The organism is Microbaculum marinisediminis, assembly GCF_025397915.1.
Taxonomy (GTDB): Bacteria; Pseudomonadota; Alphaproteobacteria; order Rhizobiales; family Tepidamorphaceae; genus Microbaculum; species Microbaculum marinisediminis.
In genome coordinates, this window is the sequence record NZ_JALIDZ010000013.1 from 69,273 (window position 1) to 82,054 (window position 12,782).

The 12,782-nt window shown below is 68.0% G+C and carries 11 protein-coding genes; 6 read left to right on the forward strand and 5 right to left on the reverse strand.

Annotation, left to right across the window (positions count from 1 at the left end; all coding sequences use genetic code 11):
* Window positions 1-2: 2 nt before the first annotated feature.
* From MUB46_RS22260 to MUB46_RS22275, 4 genes are read right to left on the reverse strand one after another with little or no spacing between them, the layout of a single operon-like run.
* On the reverse strand, window positions 3-1,301 hold the full coding sequence (locus MUB46_RS22260) for a radical SAM protein (RefSeq protein ID WP_261618176.1): 1,299 nt from the start codon (window positions 1,299-1,301) through the stop codon (window positions 3-5).
* Window positions 1,298-2,437, reverse strand: a complete 1,140-nt coding sequence (locus MUB46_RS22265; protein WP_261618177.1) for a geranylgeranyl reductase family protein — start codon at window positions 2,435-2,437, stop codon at window positions 1,298-1,300. The genes MUB46_RS22260 and MUB46_RS22265 overlap by 4 nt, the downstream gene beginning before the upstream one ends.
* Window positions 2,434-3,486: a radical SAM protein gene (locus MUB46_RS22270; protein ID WP_261618178.1), complete on the reverse strand. Its 1,053-nt coding sequence runs from the start codon at window positions 3,484-3,486 to the stop codon at window positions 2,434-2,436. Before MUB46_RS22270 ends, MUB46_RS22265 begins: the two co-directional genes overlap by 4 nt.
* Complete coding sequence (locus MUB46_RS22275) at window positions 3,483-4,727, reverse strand: acetoin utilization protein AcuC (protein ID WP_261618179.1); 1,245 nt, start codon at window positions 4,725-4,727, stop codon at window positions 3,483-3,485. The genes MUB46_RS22270 and MUB46_RS22275 overlap by 4 nt, the downstream gene beginning before the upstream one ends.
* Before the next feature lie 367 nt (window positions 4,728-5,094).
* Between MUB46_RS22275 and MUB46_RS22280 the strand changes: the two genes are divergently transcribed.
* Window positions 5,095-5,838 (forward strand): sulfite exporter TauE/SafE family protein, encoded by a 744-nt coding sequence (locus MUB46_RS22280; protein WP_261618180.1) that lies wholly within the window; start codon window positions 5,095-5,097, stop codon window positions 5,836-5,838.
* A gap of 45 nt (window positions 5,839-5,883) precedes the next feature.
* On the opposite strand, the gene MUB46_RS22285 is transcribed toward MUB46_RS22280, so the two are convergent.
* Entirely contained in the window at window positions 5,884-6,918 is a 1,035-nt protein-coding gene (locus tag MUB46_RS22285) for a LacI family DNA-binding transcriptional regulator (protein ID WP_261618181.1), read from the reverse strand.
* Window positions 6,919-7,210: 292 nt separating this feature from the next.
* On the opposite strand from MUB46_RS22285, the gene MUB46_RS22290 reads away from it, so the two are divergent.
* The 5 genes from MUB46_RS22290 to MUB46_RS22310 all read left to right on the forward strand — a co-directional run bounded on the left by MUB46_RS22290 (window position 7,211) and on the right by MUB46_RS22310 (window position 12,782).
* Window positions 7,211-8,179: an NAD(P)-dependent oxidoreductase gene (locus tag MUB46_RS22290; RefSeq protein ID WP_261618182.1), complete on the forward strand. Its 969-nt coding sequence runs from the start codon at window positions 7,211-7,213 to the stop codon at window positions 8,177-8,179.
* Between the two features lie 201 nt (window positions 8,180-8,380).
* A complete protein-coding gene (locus MUB46_RS22295) occupies window positions 8,381-9,682 on the forward strand; it encodes a M24 family metallopeptidase (RefSeq protein ID WP_261618183.1) in 1,302 nt (433 codons plus the stop codon).
* Window positions 9,683-9,738: 56 nt separating this feature from the next.
* Window positions 9,739-10,758, forward strand: coding sequence for a thiamine pyrophosphate-dependent dehydrogenase E1 component subunit alpha (locus MUB46_RS22300; protein WP_261618184.1), 1,020 nt, complete (start codon window positions 9,739-9,741; stop codon window positions 10,756-10,758).
* 10 nt (window positions 10,759-10,768) lie between these two features.
* Entirely contained in the window at window positions 10,769-11,764 is a 996-nt protein-coding gene (locus MUB46_RS22305) for an alpha-ketoacid dehydrogenase subunit beta (protein WP_261618185.1), read from the forward strand.
* Window positions 11,754-12,782 carry a biotin/lipoyl-containing protein gene (locus tag MUB46_RS22310; protein WP_261618186.1) on the forward strand — a complete coding sequence of 343 codons (1,029 nt, stop codon included), beginning with the start codon at window positions 11,754-11,756 and terminating at the stop codon, window positions 12,780-12,782. The genes MUB46_RS22305 and MUB46_RS22310 overlap by 11 nt, the downstream gene beginning before the upstream one ends.

The following is a 12,782-nucleotide window of genomic DNA, read 5'->3' on the forward strand; positions in this document are numbered from 1 at the left end:
CCCTAGTCGTCGAGTCCTTCGAATTCTTCCCCCGGAACGTAGGTCTCGCCGGGCCGGTCCATCCCGAGCTGGCTGCGCACCTTGCGGATGTCGACGTCTTCGAGGGCGAACGGATAGCTGGCGATGTTGCTGGGCGGCGAGTCGCCATAGGGCCGGTCGCAGGCCGAGATGTCCTCGGCGAACTTGCCCGGGCAGCCCGAGGTGCGGAAGGCGATGCCGGACTCGATGATCGCGTCGAGCTCGGCGCCCTTCAGGCCGAAGTCGACGATCCGGCCGGTCTCGTCGAAGGCCATGTGATCGATCCGCACGTCGCAATAGTCGATGAGGTAGCGGGCGAGCTGCACCCGCCGCCACTGGTCGCGCGGCGTGGCCGGCAGATGATCCATCAGCGAGCCCTTCTCGGGGAAGAAGCAGAACATGTGCGAATGCCCGCCGAGATCGACCAACTGCTGCACCAGTGCGATCACGTCGTGCTCGGTCTCGCCCATGCCGACGATGATGTGGGCGCCGAACTTCTGCGGACCGAAGATGTCCCGGGCATCCATCAGGACCTCCCAGTACTTCTTCCAGCTGTGCGGCGACTGGACGCCCTTGCCACGGGTGCGGTCGAAGAGCTGCGGCGTCGCGGCGTCGAGCGCCACGGTGAATATGTCGGAGCCCATCTCGCGCAGGCGCGCGACGTCGTCGCGCGTCATCGTGGTGGGGTTCGACAGGATCGAGATCGGGATGGCGTCGGGATCGATCCGGTCGGTCCAGGTCTTGAGCACCGTCACCGTGTCCTCGTCGGAGCGCGGATGGGTGATCATCGAGATGCACATGCGGTGGAACGGCGAGGCGGCGACGTCGCGGGCGACGATGTCGACCACCTCGGCCATCGGCACCGCCGGCCAGTCGACCCGGATGAAGTTGCGGTCGGCGTAGTTGCGCTCGGCTTCGCGGTGGCGGGCAAGGCCGCAATAGGCGCAATTGGCGCGGCAGCCCTCCGGATAGGTCAGCAGCAGGTTGAGGCAGCGGGTGCAGGCGCAGCGGTGCATCTTGCCCTGGACGAGGCCGAGCGTGATCGCCGCCGCCGTCGACATCTGGACGTAGTCCGGCGAGCGCATGTGCGGGGTCAGGATGTTGTAGTTCGGGAAATAGTGGCCCTGCGGCGCGATGTCGTTGTCCTTGACCGGACGGCCGTTGCGGAACGCGGCGGGCACGTTGCCGGGCGTGCGCGGCTCCATCAGGTCGTACGGATTGTAGTCCAGGCCGCCGGCGCCGATCGCACCGGGGCCGGCGTTTTCCGGTTTCAAACAGGTCATGCCATTTCCCTCGCTTCGCTCCCGATCGCGGGGTCGACCGTCGATCCGCCATGAGTCCGGCTTTCGTCGCGCCAGTACTCGGGATAGGCGATCCAGCCGCCGCGCAGATCCGCCTCTTGCGGCCGCCCCTGCCGGGCATAGGTGTGGAGGAGCCGCGACCGCCGCTTCCGCGCAAGCGCGAGCGACGGCCCGAACAGGTCCTCTATCTCTTCGGCGTAGTCGTCGAGCGCCTCGGCCTCGCCGGCGATCCGCGCCGCGGCGGCCTGTCCGGCGAGCCGGCCCGAGATGACGGCGGCGTTGATGCCGGCGCCGGTGACGGGGTTGGTCAGTCCGGCCGCGTCGCCGCACAACAGTACCGGGACGTCGCCGAGCGCCCCGACCGGCCCGACGATGCCGCCGACCGGGATCAGTCCTCCGGTGTGGCGGTGGACCGTGGTGCCGACGCGGCCGGCGGCGACGAGCTCGGCGTGCAATGTGTCGAGCAGCGGCTTCAGCCTGTGCTTTTCGGCGGGAACGACGCCGAGGCCGATGTTGCACAGCCCGCCCTTGGGAAACAGCCAGGCGTAACCGCCGACGATCTCCGGGCGCAGAAAGATGTCGGTGCCCGTGTGCGGCGCCAGCAGGTCGACGGTGATCTGCCGGGTCTCGACCAGATCGACGTTCGGGCAGTCGATCGCGGCGCCGACGCGGGAGCGCGGACCGTCGGCGCCGATGACCACCCGGGGGTGGACCGCGAGGCCGGTACCGACCGTGGCGGCGCCTGTGGGCGAGAGCGTGCGCAGCGGCGTCGCGAAACGGCAGTCGACGCCGGCGTCCCTGGCCCGGTCGACGAGCTGGCGGTCGAATTGCGCGCGGTCGATCATGTAGCCCATGAAGTTCGGCGTCAGGTCGGCGTCGCCGTCGCCGAGAAAGGTCTCCATCCGGTCGATGCCCTGGATGCGCGACGCGCCGACGGTCGCGACCTCGGCGCGGACCATCGTCGGCACGAACTCGGCGCACTGCACCGGCAGCCCAGGCTCGGCGTTGCGCTCGACCGCGAGCACCCGCGCGCCCGCCTCGGCGGCGGCCGCCGCGGCGGCGGCGCCGGCCGGGCCGAGGCCCGATACCAGGACGTCGATGTCCGCGCCCGCGGTCATGCGCTGCACGAGGTCAGCCGCCGCGCGGCCAGACCTCCCTCCATCCTGGCGCCGATCTTGATCGAGCAGCAGGCGTGCTCCTGGTGAAAGTCGCGGCCGATCGCCTTCGAAACGGCGACGGCGCCCTCGGCCGGGAAGGCGATGCCGTCGAGCCCGGCCATCACCGCGTAGGCGTCGGTGACGCGCTTGTGCATGCCCGCCGGGCGGGCGCAGCCGAGCAGCACCTGCTTGTCCGGCAGCCGCCGCCGGGCCTCGAGGAAGATCCGGCCGACATCGCCCGTCGCCGGCGTCGCGAAGGTGCCGGGCTTGGCGTAGAACGGCATGACGACGACCAGCACCAGCGCGTTGACGGGGTAGCGCGACACCATGTCGAGGGCGGTGGGCTCGCCCAGGATCTCGCCGTAGTGCAGGCCGACGACGATATGCGGCGAGATCTCCATGGAGGTCGCGGTGAGGGCGGCCAGCGTCTCCTCGAAGTCCTCGACCGGGCGGTCGAGATGATAGACGTCGCGGATCGTCTCCTGCGCGCCGATCACGTCCATCATCGCGGTGTCGACGCCGGCGGCCTCCATGCGCCTGGCGCCGGCCTCGTCGGTCAGCGCCGTGTGGATGGCGATCTTGAGATAGGGGAAGTCCCGCTTGAGGTTCTCGATGACGGGATAGAACCGCTCGTAGCGGATCTCGTTGCGCCGGTTCGAGCCGCCCGACAGCAGGAACCCCTGCAGGTCCTGCATCAGGATCAGGTCGCGGACCTTGCGGTCGAGCACGTCGGGCTTCGTCGCCGCGATCATCGGCTCGAGGATCTTGGCGCGGCAATGGTCGCAGTCGAGCGCGCAGGCCGCCCCGGTGATGGAGAAGGCGGGAAAGCTGTTCTTGCCGCAGCCCTTGATCTCGCTGCTATCGTATTCCTTGAAGGTCGGCGTGGAAAACCGGATCGGGCGGTTCGTCGCCGCGCGCGCGGCCGCCTCCATGTCGGCGACGAGGCCCGGATCGAACTCGGCGTCCTCCAGATCCTCGATCGCCAGAACGCGCTCAAGCCAGTCCGTCATGCCGACACGTCCTCCGAAAACCGGGTTGTCCCGGTTCCTGTTCCAGTTTCGGTTCCAGTTTCAGTCGTGGCCGCAGTCCCGGCGTCTGCCTCGTGTGGCGTCGGCCCCGTCGGGGCGGCGGGCGCCAGAACGGCGGCGGCAATCTCCTTCACGCGCTCGCGGACCGGCCCGTCGTTGCGCGGATCGACGAGCGTCGTGTACCAGCGCGGCAACCTGTCCTCGTCGTCGACGAGATCACAGTCGAGCGCGCGAAGCAACGCGACGCTCTCGGGCGGAAGCGCATCGGGGATGGCCTGGTCCGAGAGCCGCCCCCACAGGCCGGCCCAGCAGCGCGCCACCGTCCACGGATTGTAGCCGCCGCCGCCCAGCACCACCGTCGACGGCGAGAGCGCGGCAAGCCGCATCACCGCGTCCCAGAGGCAGCCGTTGCTGAGCGCCATGGCCGACAGCGGATCGCCGGCCAGCCCGTCGGCGCCGCAGGTGACGACCACGGCCTGCGGCGCGAACCGCCGCGCCAGCGGCAGCACCGCCTGGTCCAGCAGGAAATCGAACTCGGTGTCGTTCAGCTCCCGCGGCACCGGGATGTTGCGGGCGTTGCCCGTGCTGCGGTCGTCGAGCCGGCCGGTGTTGGGCCAGCGGTTCTCCTCGTGGATCGAGATCAGGAACACGTCGTCATGGCCGCGGAAGGCGGCCTCGACGCCGTCGCCGTGATGGGCGTCGAGATCGACATAGAGGACGCGCTCGAAGCCCTGCTCCAGGAAGGTCAGGACCGCGAAGGCGGGGTCGTTGAAATAGCAGAAGCCGCTGGCATGGTCGCGCATGCCGTGGTGCGTGCCGCCCGAGGGGTGGTAGGCGATCCCGCCCTCGGCCGCGAGCCGGGCCGCCAGGATGGAGCCGCCCACCGAGGTGCTGGCGCGCCGGAACAGACCCTTGAAGACCGGGTTTTCCATCGTGCCGATGCGATAGCGCTCGCGCATCGCGGCGCTGACGCCGCCGGTCTCGGCCGCCTGCAGGGCGGCGACGTAATCGGGCGCGTGGAGCTTGAGCAGATCGTCGAGGGTGGCGACGGGGCTGTCGACATAGGCGCGCGCGCCGTGCGGCTCCAGCCAACCGAGCTGCTCGCACAGCGACAGCACGGTGCCGATGCGCTGGATGGCGAGCGGATGATTGCTGCCATAGCCGGTTTCCCGGTAGATCTCGCTGGAGATGAAACGGCTCGGCATTCCGGTCCTTCTCGACATCCGGCCCTTCCCAATATCCGTCCCGGGCGGATCGCTTCCGACAGCTGCCAGAAGCAGGCGCCTGACGCAGGCACCCGGCGCAGCCACCCTGCGGGGACCCATAGTCACATTCTAATTTTTGAATGTAAACAGGTTCCCATGCGGAAACCGATCTTAGGGTCGCTCATGACCGGAAGAAAGGACGCGGCGGGGCGAGGCTGCAGGATTCCTGCTCGGCCTCATCGAATTGACAGGCCGCTGGAAACTGGATATGCAAACGTTTGCATTAGTCCAGCCCGAGCCTCCAATCCCCCGTGATCAGTTCCGATTTTCCGTTCGCTCGAAAGGTCCGAGGGCCGAGGGCATCGCGATGCCGCGGGAGACGTCGATGTCGATAGAGGACCTTGTCGTCCTGTTCGTGGTGCTCTTCGTCGGTGGCGTCCTGAAGGGGGCCACGGGAATCGGAGTTCCGATCGTCGCGGTGCCGGTTCTGGCGGCGTACCTGAATCTTCACCTCGCGGTCGCGGTGATCATGCTGCCGAGCGTGGTGACCAATGGCTGGATGCTCTGGAGGCTTCGCGCGGAGAGGCCGCCGACCCACTTCTTCTATACCATCCCCGTCGGCACGCTCGCCGGCATCGCTGCCGGCGTGACGCTGCTGGCGTCGTTGCCGGACCGATATCTCAACCTCGGCGTGGCGGGCGCGATCGTCGTGTTCCTGATGTCGCGCGCGATCCGGCCGAGCTGGCGCCTCGGCCCGGCGGCGGAGCGGATATTGTCGCTTCCCGCCATGTTCTTCGTCGGTTTGATCCAGGGGGCGACCGGGATCTCGGCGCCGGTCGTCATGATGTATCTCAGCAGCCTGGGCATGGAACGCGCCCAGTTCGTGTTCTGCGTATCGCTGCTGTTCTTCGTGGCCAGCGTCGCTCAGGTGCCGGCGATGGCGGTGGCGGGCCTGTTCGGGCCGTTCGAGCTGCTGCTGGGCCTTCTGGCGCTCGTTCCCTCGATGCTGGGAATCCCGGTCGGCGACCGGATCGCCCGCAGGATGTCCGTGGTCTGGTTCGACCGGGTCATCATGATGATGCTCGTCGGCCTCGCGGTGAAGCTGGCGGCATCGGGGTTTGCCGGCTGAGCCCGGCCCGTCGGGTGGATTGTCAGGTGGCCGGTCAGGCCGCTCTCAGGTGGATCGCGGCGGTGCGCTGCTCTCGCGAACGACCAGTTCGACGGGGAGCACCGTCTGCATCGGCGCGGCCCGATCGGACTCTTCGATCATCTGCAGCAGAATGCGCGCGCTCGTCTGGCCGGCCTCGAATTGCTTGATCCGCACCGTGGTCAGGCCCAGCGGCAGGAAATCGAGAAACGGCATGTCGTTGAAGCCGGTCACCGACACCTGGCCCGGGCAGTCGATGCCGCGCGTGCGCAGCAGCTTCAGCGCGCCGATGGCGAGACGGTCGTTGGCGCACAGGATCGCGGTGACGTCCGGATCGTCGTCCAGGATCCGGCCGGCGCAGCGCTGGCCCTCGGCCTCGTTGTAGCTGTCCGCGGCGACGATCGGCGCATCTTTCTCGGCGATGCCGTATTCCGCGCAGATCTCGCGGAAGGCCTCTAGGCGCATCTGTCCGGTGGAGTAGCTCTGCGCGCCCGCGATGTTGGCGATGCGGCGGTGGCCGAGATCGTAGAGGTGGCGGAAGGCCAAGCGTATGCCCTGGCGCTCGTCGTTGATCACATAGGGAATGGTCCCGTCCTCGACCTTGCGGTTGAGCGTGACGATCGGGATGCCGGCCGCCGCGACCTGGGCCATCTTCGGGTCGGTGCGTTGCGCCGCGCCGTTGATGATCCCGTCCACGCCGCGTTCGCGCAGCACGAACAGGAGCCGGGTCTCGCGTTCGGCGATGTTGTCGGTGTTGACGATGATCGACGTGTAGCCGCGCGGCTCGAGCACGCTTTCGATGCCGCGGACGATGGGCGGAAACAGCGTGTTGGTGATGTCGGGGATCATGACGCCGACCGACCACGTGCGGCTGATCCGCAGGCCCGCCGCCTGCCGGTTCGGCCGGTAACCCAGGGTCTCGGCCGCCTCCCGGACCCGCTCGATGACCTCCGCGCTCAGCAGGTTCCGCTTCTTGGAATCGGGGTCCAATGCCCGCGACACCGTCGAGGCGTGCACGCCGGTCGCGCGGGCTATGTCCTTGATGGTCGGCCTTTTCTTCATGGGTCTTTCTTTATCGCATCGGGCCGAATTCCCGGGCAATCCATCATCGCCCGGGGGCCCTCCATATAGGCTGGAACGGACGCCGTGCAAACGTTATCCGGCGCCGCTTGACGGGTTTCGAAGCCCATGATATGCCGGTATGCAATCGTTTGCACAATCGCATTTCGCGGGTCTCTCGTGACGAATGGCGGAGATTTCGCGAGGGGCGAGGCGATTTACCGCTGACAGCGCGGCGCGGGCGCCGCCGCGGGAATGCGGTCCCGGATAGTCGAAGCCAAATGGAGCCTTAGGAATGGACAAATTGAAACTCGGTTGGATCGGGATGGGCCGCATGGGCTACCCGATGGCGGAACGCCTCGTGAAGGCCGGGCACGACGTCAGCATCTGGAACCGCACGCGGTCCAAGGCCGAGCCGCTCGCCGCGCTCGGGGCGACGCTGGTCGACTCGCCGGCCGATCTCGGCGGCGTCGACGTGCTGTTCACGATGGTGTCCACGGGTGCGGACGTCGAGCAGGTCTATTTCGGCGAGAACGGCGTCCTGTCCGGTGACGCCGCGCCGTCGATCTTCGTCGACTGCTCCTCGATCGGCGTCGACCAGTCGGCCGACATCCGCGAGCGCCTTGCCGCGCGCGGCGCGCAGCTTGTCGCCTCGCCGGTCAGCGGCAACGGCAAGTGCGTGCGGTCCGGCAAGCTGTCGGCCGTCGCCTCGGGCCCGAAAGGCGCCTACGACACGGTCGAGCCGCTGATCGCCACCATCGCCGGCCGCGGCGTCTCCTATGTCGGCGAGGGCGAGCTGTCGCGCTTCTGCAAGATCGCGCACAACGTGTTCCTCGGCGTCGTCACGCAGAATCTCGCCGAGATCACCATCCTGTGCCAGAAGGCCGGCGTGCCGCGCCACGCCTTCCTCGAGTTCATGAACGGTTCGGTGATGGGCTCGATCTTCACCAAGTACAAGTCCAACGCGCTGGTCAATCTCGACTGGACGACGACGTTCACGCCGGCGCTTCTGCGCAAGGACCTCGACCTCGGCCTCGCCGCGGGTCGCGACCTCGACGTGCCGATGCCGGTGACCGCCTCGGCGCGCGAATCCTTCCAGTCGCATTTCGGCGCCGCCAGCCTGCAGTCCGATCCGGACGGCTATCTGGCGAAGGACTTCGCCGCCGTGCTCGAGACGGTGGGGCTGGCCGCCGGCGTCAAGCTGGAGCCGGAGAACGTGCCGATGCCGACCGGTCTGGAGCTTGCCGACGGCGCGGAGAAGTAGACCGCGTCGCACTCCGCGGAGTGCGGCATCCGGTCCGGCGGACCGTTGGGGACCGCCGGACCATCCGCCTCCGACACAAGGGCCAGCCCCGAAACCAGGGCCGACACCGACACCAAGGCCAGTTCCCGCAACACGGAAGGCGGCGCCCGGCAGGCCGGCGCCGCGCCAACTGGACGCCACGATGGCGCATAGGAAGCCGAGATGAACACCAACGCACTGAATCCGCGAATCCTGCAGCCCGGCGATATCGATCCGAACTGGCGCTGGGACAGGCACATTCCCGCATGGGGCCACACGGCCGTCGATTTCGAGCGCCGGGTCGATCATGACCGTCTGCGGCGCTACCGGCTGAGCCGGGCCAAGGACGCCCTGAAGAAATCCGACTGCGGCGCGCTGCTGCTCTTCGACGTCAACAACATCCGCTACGTTTCCGGCACCAAGATCGGCGAGTGGGAACGCGACAAGATGTGCCGCTTCGCGCTGCTCGCCGCCGACGAGGAGCCCTATGTCTGGGACTTCGGCTCGGCCGCCGTCCACCACCGCGAATATTGCGACTGGCTCGACCCGGAGCGCATGCGCGCCGGCGTCGTCGGCATGCGCGGCACCATCCCGCCGTCGTTCGGCCTGATGAAGCGCTATGCCGAGGAGATCTATTCGCTCCTGAAGAAGGCCGGCGTCGCCGACATGCCGGTCGGCGTCGACTACGCCGAGACCGCGATGTTCTTCGCCCTGCAGGATGCCGGCGTGAAGGTCGTCGACGGCCAGCAGATCATGCTGGGCGCGCGCGAGATCAAGAACATCGACGAAATCCAGCTGCTCAACCAGGCCGCCGCGATGGTCGACGGCGTCTACCACATGATCTTCGAGGAGCTGAAGCCCGGCGTGCGCGAGAACGACATCGTGGCGATGTCGAACAAGCTTCTCTACGAGATGGGCTCCGACGACGTCGAGGCGATCAACGCCATCTCGGGCGAGCGCTGCAACCCGCACCCGCACAACTTCACGGACCGGCTGTTCCGCCCCGGCGATCAGGCCTTCTTCGACATCCTGCAGAGCTATCAGGGGTACCGGACCTGCTACTACCGGACCTTCAACGTCGGCCGCGCGACGCCGGTGCAGGCCGATGCCTACAAGACCTGCCGCGAATGGCTGGATCTCGCGATCGCGCAGATCAAGCCGGGCGTCACGACCGATCGTGTGGCTTCGGTCTGGCCGAAGGCCGAGGAGTTCGGCTTCCCGGACGAGCTGTCGGCGTTCGGGCTGCAGTTCGGCCACGGCCTGGGCCTGGCCCTGCACGAGCGTCCGATCATCAGCCGCGCGGTCAGCCTCGACAATCCGATGGAGATCCAGACCGGCATGGTCTTCGCGCTGGAGACCTACTGTCCCGCCGCCGACGGCTATTCGGCGGCCCGCATCGAGGAAGAGGTGGTGGTCACCGACAAGGGCTGCGAGGTGATCAGCCTGTTCCCGGCCGCGGAGCTGCCGATCGCCAACCGCTACTGACAGCCAGGATCGCCCGGCCCGCCTGGGCCGGGCTCTTCCGTTCCGGAGAGCAAGACATGAGTCCAGCGAAGAGAAAGAAGTCCAACGCGGAAGACTATCTGCGGATGTACCGGCAGATGGTGCGCATCCGCGTCTTCGAGGACAATGCCAACCAGCTTTACCTGTCGGCGAAGATGCCGGGCCTGACGCATATGTATTCGGGCCAGGAAGCGGTCGCCGTGGGCATCTGCGAGGCGCTGACGGACAGCGACAAGATCACCTCCACGCATCGCGGCCACGGCCATTGCGTCGCCAAGGGGGCCGAGTTCAAGGAGATGTTCTGCGAGCTCCTGGGCAGGGCCGAAGGGTATTGCCGCGGCAAGGGCGGGTCGATGCATATCGCCGACCAGAGCCACGGCAACCTGGGCGCCAACGCCATCGTCGGCGGTTCCATGGGGATCGCCACCGGCGCGGCGCTGACGGCGAAGCGGCTCGGCACCAAGGACGTCGCGGTCTGCTTCTTCGGCGACGGCGCGACGGCGCAGGGCCTCTGGTACGAGGTCATGAACATGGCGGCGCTGTGGAAGCTGCCGGTCATCTATGCCTGCGAGAACAACGGCTATTCGGAATACACCAGGACCGACGAGATCGCCGCCGGATCGCTGACGGCCCGCGCCGAGGCCTTCGGCATCGAGTCCTACCGGGTCGACGGTCAGGACGTGCTGGCGGTCAATGCCCTGGCCCAGGGGCTGGTCGCGCGCTGCCGCAAAGGCGAAGGGCCGTTCTTCATCGAGCTCATGACCTATCGCTATCACGGCCACCACGTCGGCGACATCAACCGCGAGTACTACCGCTCGAAGGAAGAGGAAGCGCTCTGGAAGAGCGAGCGCGACCCGATCTCCCTCTTCGGCGACTGGCTCGTCAAGGAGAAGATCGTGACGAGCGAGGCCCTCGTCGACATCGACAACGAGATCAAGGCCGACGCGAAGGCGGCGGTCGACTACGCGCTCGCGGCCCCGTTCCCGGACGCCGGCGAGGTGGACATGCATGTCTTCGCGGACACCGATCCGGCGGCGTTCAGCGTCGGCGCGGCCTGAGGTCAGAACAATGAGAGAGATCACCCTTTCCAAGGCCGTGAACGAAGCAATCGCCGAGGAGATGCGTCGGGACCCGACCATCTTCCTGATCGGCGAGGATGTCGCCGAGGCCGGCACGCCGTTCAAGGTTCTGTCCGGTCTGGTCGAGGAGTTCGGCACCGACCGGATCATCGACACGCCGATCTCGGAGCCGGGTTTCATGGGCATGGCGGTCGGCGCCGCGATGACCGGTTCGCGGCCGATCGTCGACCTGATGTTCGGCGATTTCATCTTCTTGGTCATGGACCAGCTCTGCAACCAGGCGGCCAAGACCCATTACATGTCGGGCGGCAAGCTCAAGGTGCCGCTGGTGCTGCGCACCAATCTCGGCGCCACGCGCCGCTCCGCCGCCCAGCACTCGCAGTCGCTGCATGCCCTGGTCGCCCATATCCCGGGGCTCAAGGTCGCGCTTCCCTCCAGCGCCTACGAAGCCAAGGGCCTGTTGAAGACGGCGATCCGGGACGACAATCCGGTCGTCATCTTCGAAGACAAGCTGATGTACAACGACAAGGCGCCGGTGCCCGAGGAGGAGTATCTGATCCCCTTCGGCGAGGCGGCCGTCCTGCGCCAGGGCCGCGACATCACGCTGGTCGCGACGTCGTCGATGGTGCAGGTCGCCCAGAAGGCGGCGGCGCTGCTGGAGCGCGACGGGATCTCCGCCGAGATCATCGATCCGCGCACCATCGTGCCGCTGGACGAGGAGACGATCCTCGACTCCGTCAGGAAGACGAGCCGGGCGATCGTCATCGACGAGGGCCACCAGAGTTTCGGAATAACCGGCGAGATCGCCAGCCGGATTACCGAAAAGGCGTTCTACCACCTCGACGCGCCGGTCCTGCGCATGGGCGCGATGGACGTGCCGGTGCCGTTCTCGCCGGCGCTGGAGGACCTGACCGTGCCGACGCCGGAAGGCGTTGCGGAACGCGCCCGGCTCTCGGTCAGGGGAGAGCTCTTCCATGACGCATGAGGTCATCATGCCGGCGCTGGGCATGGCGCAGGACACCGGCCTGATCGTCGCCTGGCAGAAGGCGCCGGGCGATGCGGTCGCGGCCGGCGACATCCTTTTCGAGGTCGAGACCGACAAGTCGACGGTGGAGGTCGAGGCCGGGCACGACGGCTTCGTCGCGGCCCTGTTCGCCGAGGCGGGCGAGGAGGCGCCGGTCGGCAGCGTCATCGCGCTGATCTCGGCGGAAAAGCCTGAACAGCCGATCCAGGCCAGCCTGTCGTCGACAGCCGCGCCTGAGCCGGTTGTCGCGACACAGACCACACCTGCGGCCGTGCCGGAGGATGGGCCTGGGGACGGGCCCAAATCCGAACCCGCGACCGCGCCGGCGAAGAAGCCGGTTCCCGCTCCGACAAAACCGGGCGGGCCGATCCTGGCCTCGCCGAAGGCCAGGCGGTTGGCCGCGGAGCAGGGGCTCGAACTTGGCAGCCTGGTCGCCGCGGGCGTCCCGCAGCCCTACCACGTTGCCGATCTGGAGACGCTGAAGGCACTGCCTTCCGCGGCGGCCGCAGCCGGTGGCGCGGCAAGCGCCCATATCACCGCCCGTGTCGCCAAGGGGACGTTCACGGACTTCCTGTCCTGGCTCGACGGGCAGGCCACGCACGACGCCGTCTGGGCCGCCTTTGCCGCCGCCAGCCTGCGCGCCGTGACCGGGGCGGACGCCCTGGTGGTCCGGGTCGACCATCCGGTGCTCGGCAGATCGGCGGTCTTCGCGGATCCCGACCTCGGCCCGCTATCCGCCGCCTTGCCCGCCGATACGGATGCCGCGCCCGCGCTGATCCTGCGCGACCTGACGGGGAGCCGGATCACGGGCGGACGCTTCGGCGCCGCCGGGGCGCCAACGCTGACCGTTGCCACCGCGGGCGACGATCTCGCGCTGACGCTCGACTTCGCTCCCGATCAGCTCGGCACCGATGCGGCGATCGCCCTCCTCGAGGGCTTCGCCGGCCGGCTCGACGAGCCGCTGCGTCAACTCCTGTGA